Below are 19602 nucleotides of genomic sequence, written 5' to 3'. Positions count from 1 at the left end.
TGCGCGGACCGCCCGGCGTGACTACGGTGGCCGGGTGAGCGGAGACAGCGCAGACGACCCCCGACAGCAGCCCGCCGGATCCCGGTGGACCGGTGAGTGGGGCGAGAGCGAGACCACCCCGGTGGACTTCGGCGAGCAGGGCGCCCGGCTGACGTACGGCGGCTACCTCCAGCTCGAGCGGCTGCTGACCTCGCAGCGGCTCGAGTCCGACCCCGCGGCCCACGACGAGCTGCTCTTCATCACCATCCACCAGGTCTACGAGCTGTGGTTCCAGCAGCTGCTGCACGAGGCGACCGCGGCCCGCGACGCGATGCTCGACGAGACCCCTGGCGCGGACCGGCTCTGGTGGGCCCAGCACCTGCTGCAGCGCATGCACGTCGTGGAGCGCGTGCTGGTCCAGCAGGTCGACGTGCTGGAGACCATGACGCCGCAGGACTTCCTGCAGTTCCGGCAGACGCTGGCGCCGGCGAGCGGCTTCCAGTCGGTGCAGTTCCGCGAGCTGGAGTTCCTCTCCGGGGCCAAGGACCCGTCGTTCGTCGAGCGGTTCCGGGGCCTGACCGAGGTCGAGCGGGAGCGACTGCGCCGGCGGCTGGCGGAGCCGACCCTGTGGGACGCGTTCCTGCGCGTGCTCGCTCGTCGCGGCCTGCCGGTGGGCAGCGACGCGGAGGTCACCGACTCGGTCCGACGGGCGGCGCACGACCGGGGTGGGTACGCCGAGGTCTGGGCGCTGGCCGAGGCGCTGCTGCAGCACGACGAGCTCGCCGCTGCCTGGCGCGCGCGCCACGTGGTGATGGTGGAGCGGATGATCGGCACCAAGACCGGCACCGGGGGCTCCTCGGGCGCCGACTACCTCCGCAGCCGCCTCGAACTGCGCTACTACCCGCTGCTGTGGGAGCTCCGCTCGCACCTGTGAGGCGCCCCGCCGCCCGCGCCGCGACCGGTCTGACGGCGGCCCGGGAGCCGCCCCCGGCAGTTGCGGATCGGGAGCGACACGGGGGTTGTGTTGGTGAGGACGCGAGCCGGGCAATAGTGTCGTAGGCGACGGCACAACGGCGTGCTGTCCGGGGCCGTCCGGTGGCCTTCTACCGGGGTGCCCCGTCGCTGGGACAAGGACGGACCTCGTGCGATCGACGCTGGATGAGACCAAGGACGACCTGATCGACAAGGCCGCCACTCTCGCTGCGAACCGCAAGGGCACCGGGGGGCCGCCCGACGAGCACGTCGCCACGCTGCTGCGCTACTACTACCGCCACGTCGCGCCCGAGGACATGGTCGACCGCAGCGAGGTCGACCTGTACGGCGCCGCGATGAGCCAGTACAAGCTGGCCGCCGAGCGCCCGCAGGGCACCGCGAAGATCCACGTGTTCACCCCGACGGTCTCCGAGCACGGCTGGTCCGCCGACGGGCACACGGTCGTCGAGGTGGTCACCGACGACATGCCCTTCCTCGTCGACTCGGTGACGATGGTGCTCAACGAGCAGGCCCGCGACGTGCTGATGGTCGTGCACCCCCAGATGCTGGTACGCCGTGACGTGACCGGCCGGCTCGTGGAGGTGCTGACCGACGAGCAGCAGGTCGACAAGGCCGAGCAGCCGCACGACGTGTCCCGCGAGTCGTGGATGCACCTGGAGATCAGCCGGGAGTCGAGCCCCGAGCAGCTGCACGAGATCGAGACCTCGCTGGTCAAGGTGCTGCAGGACGTGCGGGAGGCCGTCGAGGACTGGCCCAAGATGCACGCCCAGGCCCGCGCCATCGTCGCCGACCTCGACGAGCACCCGCCGCCGCTGCCGGAGGGGGAGGTCGAGGAGGCCAAGGCGCTGCTGCGGTGGCTGGCCGACGACCACTTCACGTTCCTGGGCTACCGGGAGTACCACCTGGAGAGCGTCGAGGACCCCGAGGACCCCGACGCCGTCTGCCTGCGGGCGGTGCCGGGCACCGGCTACGGCATCCTCCGCTCCGACCCCGACATGACCGCGCCGGCCGGCAAGCTGCCGCCGCTGGTGCGGGAGAAGGCCCGGGAGCGCACCCTGCTGGTGCTGGCCAAGGCCAACTCCAAGGCCACCGTGCACCGGCCGGTCTACCTCGACTACGTCGGGGTCAAGACCTACGACGCCGCCGGCGAGATCGTCGGCGAGCGGCGGTTCCTGGGGTTGTTCTCCTCGGCCGCCTACACCGAGTCGCTGACCCGGATCCCGGTGCTCCGGGAGAAGGCGCAGCAGGTGATCGACCGGGCCGGCTTCGACCCGCACAGCCACACCGGCAAGGCGCTCCTCGACGTCCTGGAGACCTACCCCCGCGACGAGCTGTTCCAGACCCCGATCGACGACCTGGTCCCGATCGCCGAGGCCGTGCTGCACACCCGCGAGCGCCGGCAGGTCCGCCTCTTCGTCCGGCGCGACGCCTACGGCCGCTACCTGTCCTGCCTGGTCTACCTGCCCCGGGACCGGTACACGACCGCGGTGCGCGAGCGGATCGCGACGATCCTCAAGCGGGAGCTGGGCGGCGACTCCATCGAGTACACCGCCCGGGTCAGCGAGTCGCTGCTCGCCCGGCTGCACTTCGTGGTGCGGCCCAAGCGAGGCCAGGCGATCGGCTTCTTCGACTCCGCCGACATCGAGCGCAAGCTCGCCGAGGCCGCCCGGTCCTGGCGCGACGACTTCGTCGCCGCGGCCCACATGGAGTTCGGCGAGGAGGAGGGCGCGCTGCTGGCCCGCCGCTACGCCGACTCGTTCCCGGAGGCGTACAAGGAGGACTACGCCCCGCGGGTCGGGGCGGTGGACCTCGGCCGGTTGGAGGGCATCCCCGGCGAGGAGGGGATGGACCTGTCCTTCTACCAGCTCATGGACTCCGCCCCGGAGGAGGCCCGGCTCAAGATCTTCCGCACCGGGCGGCCGCTGTCGCTGAGCCAGGTGCTGCCGGTGCTGTCCTCGATGGGCGTCGAGGTCGTCGACGAGCGGCCTTACACGCTGCTGAACCTGCCCCGGGAGTCGCACATCTACGACTTCGGGCTGCGCTACCGCAGGGCGCTGCCCTCCGGGGCCCGCGAGCTGTTCCAGAACACCGTCACCGCGGTGTGGACCGGGCTCAACGAGGTGGACGGGTTCAACGCGCTGGTGCTGGCCGCCGGCCTCACCTGGCGGCAGGCGACGGTGCTGCGTGCCTACGCCAAGTACATCCGCCAGGGGGGTACGCCGTTCGCGCTGGACTACATCGAGACGGCGCTGCGCTCCAACGTCGACATCACCCGGCTGCTGGTGGCGCTGTTCGAGGCGCGGTTCGACCCCGGCCGCAAGGGCGACCTGCCCAGCGACGCCGAGGCGCGCGTGGCCCGCATGGACGAGATCGAGTCGCGGCTGGCCTCCGCCCTCGACGACGTGGCCAGCCTCGACCACGACCGGATCCTGAGGTCCTACCTCACCGTCATCAAGGCCACGCTGCGCACCAACTACTTCCAGCAGGCCCCGGACGGCCTGCCCAAGGCCTACATCTCCTTGAAGCTGCAGCCGGACGCGATCCCGGACCTGCCCGAGCCGCGGCCGAAGTACGAGATCTTCGTCTACTCCCCACGTGTCGAGGGCGTGCACCTGCGCTTCGGCGCGGTCGCCCGCGGCGGCCTGCGCTGGTCGGACCGGCGCGACGACTTCCGCACCGAGGTACTGGGCCTGGTCAAGGCGCAGATGGTCAAGAACGCGGTGATCGTGCCGGTCGGCGCCAAGGGCGGGTTCTTCTGCAAGCAGCTGCCCGACCCCGGGGACCGGGAGGCCTGGCTGGCCGAGGGGATCGCCTGCTACAAGACCTTCATCTGCGGGCTGCTCGACATCACCGACAACCTGGTCGCCGACAAGACGGTCTCGCCGGAGCTGGTCGTGCGCCACGACGGCGACGACTCCTACCTCGTGGTCGCAGCCGACAAGGGCACCGCGACCTTCTCCGACATCGCCAACGGCGTCGCCGAGGACTACGGCTTCTGGCTGGGCGACGCCTTCGCCTCTGGCGGCTCGGTGGGCTACGACCACAAGGCGATGGGGATCACCGCCCGGGGCGCCTGGGAGTCGGTGCGCCGGCACTTCCGGGAGATGGGCATCGACTGCCAGCGTCAGGACTTCACCTGCGTCGGCGTCGGCGACATGTCCGGCGACGTGTTCGGCAACGGGATGCTGCTCTCCGAGCACACCCGGCTGGTCGCCGCGTTCGACCACCGCGACATCTTCCTCGACCCGGATCCGGACGCGGCGACGTCGTACGCCGAGCGGCGCCGGCTCTTCGACCTGCCGCGCTCGAGCTGGCAGGACTACGACGAGTCGCTGATCTCCGCCGGCGGCGGGGTGTGGTCCCGCTCGTCGAAGTCGATCCCGGTCTCCGAGCAGGTCCGGCGGGCGCTGAGCCTGCCCAAGAACGTGACCACGCTGACCCCCGCCGAGCTGATGAAGGCGATCCTGCTCGCCGAGGTCGACCTGCTCTGGAACGGCGGCATCGGCACCTACGTCAAGGCGTCGCACGAGAGCGACGCCGAGGTCGGGGACAAGGCCAACGACGCGATCCGCGTGCACGGCGCCGACCTGCGCTGCAAGTGCGTGGGGGAGGGCGGCAACCTGGGCCTGACCCAGCAGGGCCGGATCGAGTACGCCCTCGGCGGTGGCCGGATCAACACCGACTTCATCGACAACTCCGCGGGCGTGGACACCTCCGACCACGAGGTGAACATCAAGATCCTGCTCGACCAGGTGGTGGCCAACGGCGACCTCACCCAGAAGCAGCGCAACGACCTGCTCGCCTCGATGACCGAGGAGGTGGGCGCGCTGGTGCTGCACGACAACTACGAGCAGAACGTCGCGCTGGCCTCCGCGACCGCGTTGGCCGGGCCGCTGATGCACGTGCACGAGGACTGGATCAGGCGGCTGGAGAAGGCCTCGCTGCTCGACCGCGAGCTCGAGTCGCTGCCCAGCCGCAAGGTCGTCGCCCGCCGCCTGGAGCAGCGCCGCGGGCTGACCCCGCCGGAGCTGTCGGTGCTGCTGGCCTACACCAAGATCGTGCTCTCCGACGAGATCCTCGCCACCGACCTGCCCGACGACCCGTTCCTGCGCTCGGACCTGTTCAGCTACTTCCCGACCCCGATGCGGCACACCTACCGGGAGCGGATGGAGAGCCACCCGCTGCGCCGCGAGATCATCACCACCCAGGTCGTCAACGACCTGGTCAACGGCGCCGGGATCACCTTCTTCCACCGGCTCTCGGAGGAGACCGGCGCCGGCGTGGCCGAGCTGGTGCGCTCGAACTTCGTGGCCCGCGAGGTGTTCGCCTCGCGTGCCCTCATCGACGAGATCAACGAGCAGGACAACGCGATCCCGGCCCAGGTGCAGACCCAGATGCGGCTGGAGATCCGGACGCTCGTCGAGCGGGCGTCGCGCTGGCTGATCAACAACCGCCGACCGCCGCTGGACAGCGAGGGGACCGTCGACTTCTTCGGGGTGGTCGCCCAGCGGGTGCTCGCCGAGCTGCCGAACCTGCTCACCGGCCGCGAGCAGGCGGCGTTCCAGTCCCGGCGCGACGAGCTGGTCGGCCGCGGCGTCCCCGAGGACCTCGCGTCCCGGGTGGCGGTGCTGCCGCCGGCGTACGCCGTGCTCAACATCGTGGAGATCGCCAAGCGCGACGAGCTCGACCCGCTCGACGTGGCCAGGGTGCACTTCGCGCTCGGGGAGCGGCTCGGCCTCTCGGCGCTCACCGAGCGGATCCTCGCGCTGCCCCGCGACGACCGCTGGCAGACGATGGCGCGGGCGGCGCTGCGCGACGACCTGCACGCGGTGCACGCCCAGCTCACCGCACAGGTGCTCGCGGAGACCTCCGCGGACACCTCGGTGCCGTCGCGGATCGCGGACTGGGAGGAGGACGACGAGGTCGTCGTCTCCCGGGCGGTCACCACGCTCGACGAGATCTGCTCCGACGAGAAGGCCGACCTCGCCCGGCTCTCGGTCGGGCTGCGGGTGGTGCGCACGTTGCTCGCGACGCCGTGACGGGCGCCACGGCCCTGACCGACACGGACTGAGACGAAACCGCGACTGCAGGCGGCTGCACCGGGCACACTCGCCCGCATGACCGACGACGCCACCCTGTCCGCCGCCGAACGTTCCGTGCTCGGGCACCTCGACGAGGAGGTGCTCGTCGAGCAGCTCGCCGAGCTCGTCCGGATCCCGAGCGTGGGCGGGACCGACGCCGAGCTCGAGGTGCAGGAGTACGTCGCCGGGGCGCTGCGCGACCTCGACACCGACGTGGACCGCTGGGACATCGACCTCGAGGAGATGGCGGGTGACCCGTGGTTCCCCGGAGTCGAGGTGGACCGGACCGCGGCGGTGGGCGTGGTCGGCACCACCGCCGGCGACGGCGTCCCGGGGCTGGTGCTGTCGGGCCACACCGACGTGGTGCCGCCGGGCCACGTCGAGACCTGGCACGGCCAGGACCCCTTCTCGGCGGAGATCTTCGACGGCGCGCTCTACGGCCGCGGCGCCTGTGACATGAAGGCCGGCGTGGCGGTGAACCTGGCCGTGCTCCGGACGCTGCGCGCCGCGGGCGTCCCGCTCGAGCGGCCGCTGGCGGTCCACTCCGTCGTCGGGGAGGAGGACGGCGGACTGGGGGCGTTCGCGACCCTGCGCCGCGGGCACCGCGGCGACGTCGCGGTGATCACCGAGCCGACCAGCGCCAAGATCGTCACCGCGACCGCCGGGGCGCTGACCTTCCGGATCGAGGTGGTGGGCCGCTCCGCGCACGGCTCGATGCGCAAGCAGGGCATCAGCGCCCTGGAGGCGTTCCTGCCGATCCACGCGGCGCTGATGGCGCTGGAGGCCGAGCGCAACCGCGACATCGACCGCGAGTTCGTCAGCGAGCTTCCCTACGCGTTGAGCTTCGGCATGGTGCACACCGGCGACTGGTCGAGCAGCGTCCCGGACAAGCTGGTCGCGGACGGCCGGTTCGGGGTCAAGATCGACGAGGACCCGCGGCTTGCCCGCACCGTCTTCGAGGACGTGGTCGCCGAGGTCGCGCTCAAGGACCCGTGGCTGCACGAGAACCGGCCGGTCGTGACCTGGCCGGGCGGCCAGTTCGCCAGCGGCCGGCTCGACGACGACCATCCCCTCATCGGGGAGATGGCGGCCGCCGTCGACGCGGCCGGCGGGATGCCGCACCCGCCCACGGTGGCCGGCGTCTACGGCAGCGACATGCGCCTCTACACCGGCGTCGGCGGGATCCCGACGCTGCACTACGGCCCCGGCGACATGAGCTGGGCGCACGCGCCGCTGGAGCGGGTCGAGCTCAGCGAGCTGGTGCAGGTGGCCCGGGCGCTGGTGGTGCTCGCCCTGCGCCGCTGCGCGGCCCCGGCCTGAGCGGTAGCGTCGACCCGGTGGACGACCTCTTCTTCGCCGGCGTGGCCGGTCAGGCCGACGCCGTACGCTCCGGCGCCGTCTCCTCCCGCGAGCTGGTGGCCGCCACCCTCGACCGGATCGGGCGCCTGGACGGCCGGCTCAACGCGTTCACCACGGTGCTCGCCGACGCGGCGCTGGCCGAGGCCGACGCCCGCGACGCCGCGACCGGCGAGCGCGGCCCGCTGCACGGGGTGCCGGTCGCGATCAAGGAGGAGCTCGACGTCGCCGGGACGGTGACGACCTTCGGCGGCCGGGCCAACTCCACGCCGGTGGCCGCCGACGGCGAGGTGGTCCGGCGGCTCCGGGAGGCCGGCGCGGTGATCGTCGGCAAGACCAACATGCCGGAGTTCGGGCAGTGGCCGTTCACCGAGTCCGCGGCGCACGGCACCTCGCGCAACCCGTGGGACCTGGGGCGCTCCACCGGCGGGTCGAGCGGCGGTACGGCGGCCGCCGTCGCAGCCGGGCTGGTGCCTGCCGCGCTGGGCGGCGACGGCGGCGGCTCGATCCGGATCCCGGCCGCCTGCTGCGGGCTGTTCGGGCTGAAGCCGCAGCGCGGCCGGGTCAGCAGCGCGCCGCACCCGCACCTGTGGTGGGCGCTCGGCACCGCCGGCCCGCTCACCCGCTCGGTGCTCGACAGCGCGCTGGTCTACGACGCGATCCGCGGCGTCCACCCGGGGGACCGGTTCCGCGCCGACGACCCGGCCACCTCGTTCGTCGAGGCCGTCGGTCGGGAGCCCGGCCGGCTGCGGATCGGCTGGTCCACGAAGCCGGCCGTCCTCGGGGTCCGGCCGCACCCCGAGCACGTCGCGGTCGTCCGGGAGGTCGCCTCGGTCCTCGCGCGGCTCGGCCACGACGTGGACGAGGTGGACCCGGCGTACCCCGACGTCAACACCGCCTTCGTCCCGCAGTTCCTCGGCGGGGTGCGCAGCGAGGCGGAGCTTCTCGAGCACCCGGAGCTGATGGAGCGGCGGACCCGGCAGACGGTGCGGCTCGGGGCGTGGGTGACGCCGCGGGTCGTGGAGTGGGCGATGCGGCAGGGCGAGAAGGCCGCGGTCCGGGCGAACCGGGTGTTCGAGAGCTGCGACGTGCTGCTCACCCCGACGATCGCGCCGCGGCCGGCGGCGGTCGGGGTGCTCGACGGAGCCGGCACCATCCGGGCGTCCCTGCGCTCGATGCCGATGATCGCCTACACCGCGATGTGGAACGTGACCGGCAACCCGGCCGCCTCCGTGCCTGCCGGGATCGGCGCCGACGGGCTGCCGCTCGCGGTGCAGCTCGTGGGCCGCACCGCGGACGAGACCACGCTGCTCTCGCTGTCGGCGCAGCTCGAGGCCGAGCTGCCGTGGGCGCACCGGCGGCCGCCCGGCTGCTGAGTCCCGGCAGCCGGCGGCGGTCGGCGTGCCGAGACTCAGCTGGCCTTGCGCGCGGTCTTCTTCGCCGCCGGCTTCTTCGAGGTGGACTGCGCGGCCTTCTTCGCCGGTGCCTTCTTGGCGGCCGTCTTCTTCGCGGGGGCCTTGGCGGCGGTCTTCCTGGCCGGGCTCTTCCGGGCCGGCTTCTCCTCCGGCTCCTCGGCCTCGGCCTCCTCGCCCGACCCGGTCGCCTCGGCGGCCTCCTCGCCGCGTGAGGACTTCGCCGCCGCCACCGACTTCTGCAGCGCGGCGAGCAGGTCGACCACCTCGCCGCCGGTCGGCTTCGGCTGCTCGAGGTGCTGCACCTCGCCGCCCTCGAGCTTGGCCCGGACCAGCGCCTCGAGCGCCTCCTGGTAGTCGTCGTCGTACTCGGAGGGGTCGTAGTCGCCGGCCAGCGTCTCGACGAGCATCTTGGCCATCTTCAGCTCTTGCGGCTTGACGTCCATGTCGGCCGCGTCGAGGCCGCCGAAGTCAGGCTGGCGGATCTCGTCGGGCCACATCATCGTCTGCATGACGATCACGTCGTCGCGCACCCGCAGCACCGCGGTGGTCATCCGGGAGCGCAGCGACACCGTCACCACCGCCACCCGGTCGGCCTCCTTGAGCGCCTCGCGGAGCAGCGCGTAGGGCTTGGCGGCGGCCTTGTCCGGCTCGAGGTAGTAGGACTTCTCCAGCCACATCGGCTCGATCTGCTCGCGGGGCACGAACTTCTCCACGGAGATCTCGCGGCTGCTGCTGGCCGGCAGCTCGGCGAAGTCGTCCTCGCTGAGGATCACCATCTGGCCGTCGTCGGTCTCGTAGCCCTTGGCGATGTCGGCGTAGGCGACCTCCTCGCCGTCGATGCTGCAGACCCGCTGGTACTTGATCCGGCCGCCGTCCTTGGCGTGCACCTGCCGGAACGAGATGTCATGGCTCTCGGTGGCGGCGTACAGCTTCACGGGCACGCTCACCAGCCCGAACGACACGGCGCCCTTCCAGATCGCTCGCATGCGCGTGCACCCGTCCTTCCCCGATTCCTGACCCTGCCCTGGCCCGACCCTCACCGGGTTGACCCGGTGGGATCACCGTACTCATCGGTCAGCGTGTACCCATCCGGCTCGCTGATGCCACCCCCGAGTCGTGGCGACCGCGTTTCCGGGCGCTCGGATCGGTCAGGATGTACCCATGCGTCCGATGCTGGCCACGCGCGGCACCACCGTGCCCACGGGTGCGGCGTGGCTGCACGAGGTGAAGTGGGACGGCATGCGGGTGCTGGTGCGGGTCGCCGGCGGCCGGCTGCAGCTCTTCTCCCGCAACGAGAACGACGTGACGATCGCCTACCCGGAGCTGGCCGGGCTGGTCGAGGCGCTCGGCGACCACGAGGTGCTGCTCGACGGCGAGGTGGTCGCGTTCGCCGGCGGGGTGCCGTCGTTCAGCGCGCTCGCGGACCGGATGCACGTGCGCCAGCCGGCCCGGGCGCGGTCGCTCGCGGAGTCGAACCCGGTGACGCTGATCGTCTTCGACCTGCTGGAGCTGGACGGGGAGGACTTCACCGGCCGGCCGCTCTCGCAACGGCGTACGGCGTTGGAGGGGCTCGGCCTGGCCGGCCCGCACTGGCAGGTGCCGGCGACGTACGACGACGGCGCGATGCTGCTGGAGGCCACCGCCGCGCAGGGCCTCGAGGGCGTCGTCAGCAAGAAGCGCTCCTCGGCCTACCACCCGGGGCGGCGCAGCAAGGACTGGCTGAAGTTCCCGCACCGCGCGAGCGGCTCGTACGTCGTCGGCGGCTGGCGGGTCGAGACCGGCAGCACCACCCGAATCGGTGCCGTGCTGGTCGGGGTCCCGGCCGAGGGCGGGCTGCTCTACCGCGGTCGGGTCGGCAGCGGGATCGCCGGCCGGTCCGGCCAGCAGCTGCTGGAGCTGCTGCGACCGCTGGAGACCGACGGCTCGCCGTTCGTCGACGAGGTGCCGCGGGTCGACGCGCAGGGCACCACCTGGCTGCGCCCCGAGGTGGTTGTCGAGATCGCGGCGCTCAACGTCACCTCCGGCGGCCGGCTGCGGCAGCCGGCGTACCTCGGGGTCCGCGAGGACCTGGACCCGGCCGACCTGACCGAGCCGGGGGAGGGCGCAGATGCCGGGTGAGGTGATGGTGGAGGTCGACGGCCGGACGCTGAAGATCTCCAACCTGGACAAGGTGCTCTACCCGATGACCGGCACCACCAAGGGCGAGGTGCTGCACTACTACGCCCAGGTGGCGCCGGTGCTGCTGCCGCACGTGGCGGACCGGGCGGTGACCCGGATCCGCTGGCCGGACGGCACCGGCGGCAACCAGTTCTTCGAGAAGAACCAGCCCTCGGGCGCGCCGTCGTGGCTGCGCACCGTGAAGATGTCCTCGACCGGCTCGCGCGGCGGCGGCGACACGATCTACTACCCGGTCATCGACGACCTCGCGACGCTGACCTACCTGGTGAACCTGGCGTCGCTTGAGCTGCACGTGCACCAGTGGAAGGTCGGCGGCAACGGCCGGCCGAAGAACCCCGACCGGCTGGTCATCGACCTCGACCCCGGTGCCCCCGCCGGGCTGGGGGAGTGCTGCCAGGTGGCGCTGCTGGTGCGCGACCGGCTTGCGGAGATGGGGCTGGCCTCGGCGCCGGTGACCAGCGGCAGCAAGGGGCTGCACCTGTACGCCGCGCTGCCGGGGAAGAAGAACGCCGACGAGGTGCGCGACCTCGCCCAGCAGATCGCGCAGGAGATGGCGGAGGAGCGGGGCGACCTGGTGGTGTGGAAGATGACCAAGGCGCTGCGCCCCGGCAAGGTCTTCCTCGACTGGTCGCAGAACACCGGCAGCAAGACCACGATCTCGCCGTACTCGTTGCGCGGCCGGGCCCAGCCGTACGTCGCCGCGCCGCGCACCTGGGAGGAGATCGAGGCCGGTGCCGCCGATCCCGAGGAGATCGACCACCTGCTGATGGACGAGGTGCTCGCCCGGGTCGAGGCGCACGGCGACATCTTCGGGGACCTGCTGCACCAGGCCTGAGCCGCCCGAACGGCGCTCGCGCAGCGGTAGCGGCCGCGGACCGGCTACAAATGACTAGCCGGACTGGCCCGAACGGGCATGGTGCAAGGGCGACAAAATCGCCAATATGGACAGCACCGCGGGCGCTTGCTGCGGCTACAGCCGCCGGGGGAGAACCGCATGAGTCACAAGTCCGTCGTCCTCGGCATGGCCGGTGCAATCCTGGTCGCCAGCGGAGGACTGTCCTTCGTGGCTGCCGGGCCCGCGTCGGCCGCCGCCCCCACGTTCAGCACTCCCTGCTTCACGTCGGCGAACCTCCAGCCGACCGGAACGTACACGGTGCCTGCGAGCGGCGTCACCGCCGTCCGGACGGTGCTGCGCGGCCAGAAGGGCGAGACCAAAGGACTGTCGACCGGTGGCCTTGGCTCGACCCTGGTCGCTGAGGTCGCGGTCTCGCCGGGCCAGGTCCTCACCGTCGGAACGCTGAGGGGCGCACCTGGCGGGCAGGGCGCCGGAAGCAGGGTCTTTGACGGCACGACGTTCACCGGTGAGGCCGGCGGAAACGGAGGAGCTGCCCAGTACCTCTCCACGGCAGGGTCGGACGGCTGTCAGCATGCGCTCGCGGTGGCCGGTGGCGGAGGAGGCGGCGGCAACGACCTCGCGACCAACAGACCGCATGCGGTCGGAGGCAACGCGGACGCAGGTACGGGCGCGACAGCCGGCGGAAACGGCGGCTTCAACTATGCCGTGGACGGTGGCGGCGGTGGCGGCGCGACGGCCACCGGCGGCGGCAGCGGCGGCGCCGCAGGTCACGATCCCGGCTACTGCTCCGACGGCAATGCCGGCAGCTGGGGTGGCTTCCTGTCCAACGGCAAGGGCGGTGACGCCGCGGGTGTCCGGGAGGCCAACCCGTGCTACTACCCCGGGGACGGCGGCGGCGGGGCGGGGCCGGCTACTACTACGGCGGCGGGGGCGGCAGCCCCTACGCGAACAACTACCCCGGCGGCGGCGGAGGCGGATCCAGCTTTATCGACCCGAGTGTGCGCAACGACCCGAGCCTGGGATCGCGCACGTCGCTGACGGCCGGTTCCACGCCTGGCGATCCGATCCTCGCGCCCGTGTTCGACACGGCGACGACCCTCACGAGCTCGCCGAACCCGGCGATGGACGACGACCCGGTCACCATCACCACCCGCACCACCGTGGTCGGATCGGATCAGCCGGTGCTGAGCGGGAACGTCGAGATCCTCAGCGGAGGCAAGTTGGTGACCACGGTCCCCGTCGGTGCGGATGGCCAAGCCACCTGGACGACCAAGGACCTGCCGATCGGTGAGGACTACCTATCGGCCGTCTTCCTCGACACGACGACCCCGTCCGCGGCGTACCGGTCCAGCGAGACCCAAGGGATCCTGAACCAGATCGTCCGCCCCTGCGCTCCGGCTCCCACGTTCCTCGACCAGCCCGCCGACCTGACCGCCACCTACGGCACCGCCGTCACCTTCAGCGTCAGCGTCTCGGAGACGGCCGTCTACGGCGGAACCCCGCAGGTGAAGTGGCAGACCTCCACCGACGGCGGCAAGACCTGGACCGACGCCCCCGGCGACGTCTTCGTCGAGCACGGCACCACGTCGGGCTCCGCCTGGGCCACCATGAGCTTCGATGCGTCCGTTCGCCCGGGTGACCTCCAGTACCGGGCGGTCGCCACCACCTGCGGCGGAACGGTGACCTCCGACCCGGCCACCCTGACCGTCAGAGGCATCGTCTTCGACCTGACCACCCTGCCCAGCAAGTCCTTCGGCGACGCCGCCTTCGACATCGCGAGCTACGCGTCGGCCTCCACCGTCACGGTCGGCTTCAGCAGTGACACGCCCGGCACCTGCACGGTGAGCGGGGCCATGGTCACCGTGCGCGCTTCGGGAACCTGCACGATCACCGCCAGCGAGGACGGCATCAGCAACTACGCCCTTGCCCCGCAGGTGAAGCAGAGCTTCAGCTCGGGCAAGAAGCTGCTCACCGTGGTCGCCACCGCAGCGCCGCTCAGCCAGCCGTACGGCACCGCGTCCGCACCGACCGTCAGCTGCACGAGCAACGGCTTCGTCGGCAGCGATCACTTCGTGACCGCACCGACCGGACAGATGGGCGGATACACCCTCGCCAGCGGCAGCACGAGCGAGTACATCTTCAGGCCGGTCACCATCGGCTCGACCACGCCTCAGGGCAGATATGTCAGCCACTGCTCCGGCGGTAACCCGGGCCCGAGCTACACCATCGGCTCCTACCGGGACGGCACCTTCACGATCACTGCCCCCCTGCCGCCGCCGCTCAAGATCACGGCGAACGACAAGCGCTACACCTTCGGCACCACCCCGCCTTCGCTCGACGCCACCTACAGCATCAGCACGAGCAGCCTCACCGGCACGCTCTCCTGTCGCGTCTACGCGAGCACGGACACCGGCTACGCGAACCCGATCGTGCTCTCGGAGACGACACCGGCCGGCAGCTACACCATCCACTGCTCGGGCCTCTCCAGCTCCAGCTACACCGTGTCGTGGGCCGACGGCACGCTGGTGGTCGACCGAGCAGCGGTGGTGGTCACCGCCAGCAGCCCGCCCGACCAGAGCCACGGGTCCACCTCGGCGCCGAGCGTGACCTGCCCGGCGACCGGATTCCTCGGTGAGGACGGCTTCCTCACCGAGCCCACCGGCGCCGTGTACGACGCCTCGGGGACCGAGGAGGTGACGATCGGTTCCGACGCTGCCGTCGGTGACTACGTGACCAAGTGCACCGGCGGTGATCCGGGGAGCAACTACACCATCACCGGGTACACACCCGGGAGCTTCACGATCGAGGACCGGACGGCTCCGGTCGTCACCGTTCCCGCGGACATGGGCGTCGAGGCGACCGGGCCAGCTGGTGCGACGGCGACGTTCGGCGCCACCGCCCGGGACGCCGTGGACGGGACGACGGAGGCCACCTGCGACCCGGCCTCGGACAGCACGTTCGCCCTTGGCACCACCACGGTCACCTGCTCGGCGACCGACGCGGCCGGCAACACCGGCACCGCGAGCTTCACCGTGACCGTCTCGGACACCACCGCCCCGGTGGTGACCGTTCCGGCGAACAAGAAGGTCGAGGCGACCGGGCCGGCTGGCGCGAAGGCGACGTTCGGCGCCACCGCCCAGGACGCCGTGGACGGGACGAAGGAGGCCACTTGCGACCCGGCCTCGGACAGCACGTTCGCCCTTGGCGCCACCATGGTCACCTGCTCGGCGACCGACGCGGCCGGCAACACCGGCACCGCGAGCTTCACCGTGACCGTCGCCGACACCATCGCCCCGGACACTCGGGTGACGGTCACACAGCCGGCCAACCCGACCAAGCAGACCGCAGCCGGCTTCACGTTCGACGGGAGCGACCTGGTCGGTGTGGCGGGCTTCGAGTGCAAGCTCGACGGGGGCACGTTCACGGCCTGCACCAGCCCGAAGACCTACAGCGGCCTGGCCGAAGGGAGCCATGCGTTCCAGGTGCGTGCCCGGGACGCTGCCGGCAATGTCGACCTGACTCCGGCTGGCTACAGCTGGGTCGTCGACACCACCGCGCCGACCGTGACCGTGGCCGACGTGATCCTCGACGCCACCTCCTCCGCGGGGGCCTCAGTGCCCTTCACTGCGACCGCGACCGACGCGGACCCGGTGAGCCCGGAAGTGACCTGCAGCCGCGCCTCGGGCAGCACGTTCGGCATCGGCACCACCCAGGTCACGTGCACGGCGACTGACGCGGCCGGAAACACCGGCAGCGCGACCTTCACCGTGACGGTGAAGGGCGCCGTCACCCAGCTCACCGCTCTGCAGGCGAAGGTGCAGAACTTGTCGAGCGCACCCGCCCGGAAGAGCCTGCTGACGACTCTGCAAAGCGCACAGGCGGCGGTGAGCAGAGGCGACACCAGCGCGGCCTGCGACAAGCTGACGTCGTTCATCAGCCAGGTGGAGGCTCAGTCGGGCAAGAAGATCTCGACGTCGGACGCCGCCAGCCTGATTCGCGATGCGCGACGCATCATGGGAGTGCTCGGCTGCTCGTGATTGCAGGTTCGGTCGAGGCGGCGTTGCCGCGATGGCCACGCTCGGCTAGAACGCACGCTCGTTGGGTGCCGGACTGAACTCATGCCGTGGGGCGGCGGACATGCGGAACCCGCCGCTCCCGAGATGCGGCGGGGCACATCGGTCGTGCTGCCGACCGGACGCTGGAAGAGTTCCCCCGCTCGCCCGAGTGAAACGTCCAGGTCCAGCCGGTGGCCAGCCGCGGAGCCTGGGCACGAGCGGTCGACGTCGTCGGAAAGCGAGGTAGGGGCAGCCCAGGAAGGCTATGTCGGCGGTGACCGGGGAGTGCCAACGTTGGAGTGCGGGGCCGGGAAACCGGAGCCTGGCCAACTCGCTCGGTGGAGGTCGTCATGCGCTCGGTTCTCGTCGGTCTGTCGGTCGCGACGCTCGTCGCCGGAGCGGCGGCCGGCCTGGCCGGCCCCGTCCACGCCTATCCCTACACCGCGGCGCCCGCGGTCACCGCGTCCGGCCCGAGCCCGTTCAGCGGATGCACCGTGGGGCAGATGCTGCCCGACTCGGTGGTCTACCCCAACACCGAGGTGGAACCGTTCGTCGCGGTCAACCCGACCAACCCGGACAACGTCATCGGCGTCTTCCAGCAGGACCGGTGGTCCGACGGCGGGGCGCGGGGGCTCGTGACAGCGCGATCGTCCGACGGAGGGCTGACCTGGTCGTCCACGTTCGCGGCCTTCAGCGCGTGCGCCGGCGGCACCGGCCAGAACGCCTACGAGCGCGCCTCGGACCCGTGGGTCACCTTCGACCCGTCGGGCAACGCCTACCAGATCTCGCTGTCGGTCTCGGACCTGCTGGAGACCTCGGCGATCCTGGTGTCGAAGTCCACGGACGGCGGCGCCACCTGGGACGCCCCGAAGACGCTGCTCCGGGACACGAACGGGCTGAACTTCAACGACAAGGAGTCGATCACGGCCGACCCGACCCGTGACGGCTACGTCTACGCCGTGTGGGACCGCGGCGCCCTGCCCGGTGGGAGCCGGAGCGACATCTCGGAGTTCCACTCGTTCGCCTACCGCGGGCAGCCGATGTTCTCCCGGTCCACCGACCACGGAGCCACCTGGTCGGCGCCGGTGGCGATGAGCGCGCAGAACGTGTTCACGCTGGGGAACCAGGTCGCGGTGCTGCCCGACGGCACCCTGGTCGACGTGTTCTGGACCGGTCGCGGATCTGGCCTGCAACCCTCACCGAACCAGAACTTCATCGGGGTGATGACCTCGCGCGACGCGGGCTTGCACTGGTCGCCGGTCACCAAGGTGGCCAACTTCAGCGAGATCGCGCCGTGCGGTGCCGAGCGGGTCTGCGACCCCGACACCGGGCAGCCTGTGCGCGCCGGCACGAACATCCCCGACATTGCCGTCGACGGGGACTCCGGCCGGGTCTACGTGGTGTGGGCGGACGGACGGTACTCCGCCGGCGCCCGGCCCGACGTGGTGATCTCGCAGTCGAGTGACGGCGGGCGGAGCTGGAGCGCGCCGGCGAAGGTCAACGGCACGCCGGTGCCGGCAGCAGCCTTCAACGCGGCGGTCGAAGTGTCCTCCGACGGCACCGTCGGCGTCTCCTACTACGACTTCCGGAGCAACGACGCCACTCCCGGCCTGCCCACCGACGCGTTCCTCGCGCACTCGCACGACAACGGGGCGACCTGGAGCGAGCAGCACATCGGCGGTCCCTTCGACATGGAGCAGGCGCCGTTCGCCCGAGGGCTCTTCCTGGGTGACTACCAGGGGCTGGACTCGGCCGGGCAGGACTTCCTGGCGTTCTTCTCGGTGAGCACGGCAGACCCGAACAACCGCGCCGACGTGGTGTCGGTGCGGCTCGCCGCACCGTAGGGACCTCGCGAGGGGTCTGAGCTGACAAGCACGGGGGCTTGAGCGCCCGAGGCGATGGTGGAGGAGCTGGTCAGCCGGGTCTCCGGGTTCGGCCCGCTGCAGAAGTACCTCGACGACCCCACTGTGGAAGAGATCTGGATCAATGACCCCAGCCGGGTCTTCGTCGCGCGGGCGGGCCGTCACGAGCTCACCTGTGTCCGGACGCCGCTGAGGTCGGCGGCTGCTTTGAGTCGTCACGGCGTCGTTCCCATGGCGGTGGACCTGCTAACTCTGAGCGCTCGCGGGCAGAGGCTGCGCGTCGTGCTATGGGGCGCCTGCGGCGGTACTGAGCTGCCAATCGGCTGAATCGCTCTGGCACGTTGACCTATCGCGACGCCGGGTGTCACGACGAGGCACAGGTGCGCCAGGACCTCGGGGCGTTTTTCCGGCTCTCCTGACCCTTCCGTGGGTGGTTGAGCGCGCCTGAACGAGCGCACGCCGTTCCCTATCTAGGTTTCTGAGCTGTCTAGGAACAGGAACCACAGAGCGGAGAACGGCGTGCAGAACGCCACCTTATGGCGCGCCCTGCTTGGGGTCGAGAAGACGGTCATCGAGTCGGTCGAGTACGACGAGGACGAGCTGCGGCTCATCGCCCATGTGCGGGCACGTGCCCGGGCACGTGCCCGGTGCGGACGGTGCCAGCGACGGTCGTCGGCCTACGACCGCGGGGAGGGACGACGTCGGTGGCGGGCGCTGGACCTGGGCACGATCCAGGTGTTCCTCGAGGCCGACGCCCCGCGGGTGAACTGTTCGGTGCATGGCCCGACGGTGGCAGCGGTGCCGTGGGCGCGGCACGACGCCGGCCACACCCTCGCCTTCGACGAGCAGGTCGCCTGGTTGGCCACGCAGTGCTCCAAGACCGCGATCACCGAGCTGATGCGCATCGCCTGGCGCACCGTCGGGGCGATCATCACCCGGGTCTGGGCGGACGTGGAGGCCGTGCACGACCGGTTCGCCGGGCTGCGACGGATCGGGATCGACGAGATCTCCTACAAGCGAGGGCAGAAGTACCTCACCGTGGTGGTCGACCACGACTCCGGTCGGCTGGTGTGGGCTGCACCCGGCCGGGAGAAGGCAACCCTGGAGCAGTTCTTCGACGCCCTCGGCGAGGAACGCTGCGCCCAGATCACCCACGTCAGTGCCGACGGCGCGGACTGGATCAGCGCCGTGGTCGCCAACCGGTGTCCGAACGCGGTGCGGTGCGCGGACCCCTTCCACATCGTCAAGTGGGCCACCGAGGCCCTCGACGACGTCCGCCGTCAAGCATGGAACGCCGCCCGCAGCCGACCAGGCGGCCGCGCCGACCGGATCCGATGGTCACGTGGACGCATCCGTCAAGACGCCGCCGGCGCCGCGAAGGCCCTCAAGCACGCCCGCTTCGCGTTATGGAAGAACCCCGAGAACCTCACCACCCGACAGGCCGCGAAGCTGGCCTGGATCGCCAAGACCGACCCCACGCTGCACAGGGCCTACCTACTCAAGGAAGGACTCCGGCTCGTCTTCCAGCTCGGCTACGACGAAGCCGCCAAGGCCCTCCAGGCCTGGATCGGCTGGGCGCGTCGCTGCCGCATCCCGACCTTTGTCGACCTCCAACGCCGCATCGTCAAACATAGGCCCTCGATCCTCGCCGCGATCGAGCACGGCCTGTCCAACGGACGCATCGAGTCGGTCAACACCAAGATCCGCCTGATCACCAGGGTCGCGTTCGGATTCAAGTCACCAGACGCCCTCATCGCCCTGGCCATGCTCAACCTCGGCGGCCACCGACCCGCACTCCCCGGCCGGAAATGACCCACGGATCAGTCA

General features: G+C 71.3%; 12 protein-coding genes. 11 read left to right on the top strand and 1 reads right to left on the bottom strand.

The genetic code is table 11. From position 1 onward, the window contains the following. Positions 1-34 precede the first annotated feature (34 nt). The 4 genes from H9L09_RS03990 (at position 35) to H9L09_RS03975 (ending at position 8785) form a co-directional block, all read left to right on the top strand. A complete protein-coding gene (locus tag H9L09_RS03990) occupies positions 35-913 on the top strand; it encodes a tryptophan 2,3-dioxygenase (protein ID WP_246456254.1) in 879 nt (292 codons plus the stop codon). Positions 914-1121: 208 nt separating this feature from the next. Further along, on the top strand, positions 1122-6011 hold the full coding sequence (locus tag H9L09_RS03985; RefSeq protein ID WP_187579436.1) for an NAD-glutamate dehydrogenase: 4890 nt from the start codon (positions 1122-1124) through the stop codon (positions 6009-6011). Between the two features lie 78 nt (positions 6012-6089). Continuing rightward, positions 6090-7373, top strand: coding sequence for an ArgE/DapE family deacylase (locus H9L09_RS03980; RefSeq protein WP_187579435.1), 1284 nt, complete (start codon positions 6090-6092; stop codon positions 7371-7373). A gap of 17 nt (positions 7374-7390) precedes the next feature. After that, positions 7391-8785 carry an amidase gene (locus H9L09_RS03975; protein ID WP_187579434.1) on the top strand — a complete coding sequence of 465 codons (1395 nt, stop codon included), beginning with the start codon at positions 7391-7393 and terminating at the stop codon, positions 8783-8785. 35 nt (positions 8786-8820) lie between these two features. Here the strand turns inward: H9L09_RS03975 and ku are convergent, their stop codons facing one another. Next, positions 8821-9810, bottom strand: coding sequence for a non-homologous end joining protein Ku (gene ku, locus H9L09_RS03970; RefSeq protein WP_187579433.1), 990 nt, complete (start codon positions 9808-9810; stop codon positions 8821-8823). 175 nt (positions 9811-9985) lie between these two features. Between ku and ligD (H9L09_RS03965) the strand changes: the two genes are divergently transcribed. The 7 genes from ligD (H9L09_RS03965) to H9L09_RS03935 all read left to right on the top strand — a co-directional run bounded on the left by ligD (H9L09_RS03965) (position 9986) and on the right by H9L09_RS03935 (position 19587). Continuing rightward, a complete protein-coding gene (ligD, locus tag H9L09_RS03965) occupies positions 9986-10942 on the top strand; it encodes a non-homologous end-joining DNA ligase (RefSeq protein ID WP_187579432.1) in 957 nt (318 codons plus the stop codon). Continuing rightward, positions 10932-11837: a non-homologous end-joining DNA ligase gene (gene ligD, locus H9L09_RS03960; RefSeq protein WP_187579431.1), complete on the top strand. Its 906-nt coding sequence runs from the start codon at positions 10932-10934 to the stop codon at positions 11835-11837. Before ligD (H9L09_RS03965) ends, ligD (H9L09_RS03960) begins: the two co-directional genes overlap by 11 nt. 159 nt (positions 11838-11996) lie before the next feature. Further along, on the top strand, positions 11997-12896 hold the full coding sequence (locus tag H9L09_RS03955; RefSeq protein ID WP_187579430.1) for a hypothetical protein: 900 nt from the start codon (positions 11997-11999) through the stop codon (positions 12894-12896). A gap of 38 nt (positions 12897-12934) precedes the next feature. Beyond that, complete coding sequence (locus H9L09_RS03950) at positions 12935-15895, top strand: HYR domain-containing protein (protein WP_187579429.1); 2961 nt, start codon at positions 12935-12937, stop codon at positions 15893-15895. A 368-nt stretch (positions 15896-16263) separates the two neighbouring features. After that, positions 16264-17757, top strand: coding sequence for a sialidase family protein (locus H9L09_RS03945; RefSeq protein WP_223164203.1), 1494 nt, complete (start codon positions 16264-16266; stop codon positions 17755-17757). Positions 17758-17811: 54 nt separating this feature from the next. Next, positions 17812-18102: a hypothetical protein gene (locus H9L09_RS21885; protein ID WP_246456252.1), complete on the top strand. Its 291-nt coding sequence runs from the start codon at positions 17812-17814 to the stop codon at positions 18100-18102. Between the two features lie 192 nt (positions 18103-18294). Further along, positions 18295-19587 carry an ISL3 family transposase gene (locus H9L09_RS03935; RefSeq protein ID WP_187577008.1) on the top strand — a complete coding sequence of 431 codons (1293 nt, stop codon included), beginning with the start codon at positions 18295-18297 and terminating at the stop codon, positions 19585-19587. Positions 19588-19602 lie beyond the last annotated feature (15 nt).

This window comes from Nocardioides mesophilus (assembly GCF_014395785.1).
Lineage (GTDB): Bacteria > Actinomycetota > Actinomycetes > Propionibacteriales > Nocardioidaceae > Nocardioides_B > Nocardioides_B mesophilus.
Note: the sequence above shows the minus strand (reverse complement) of the source record. Positions and strands in the feature narration are given on the sequence as shown.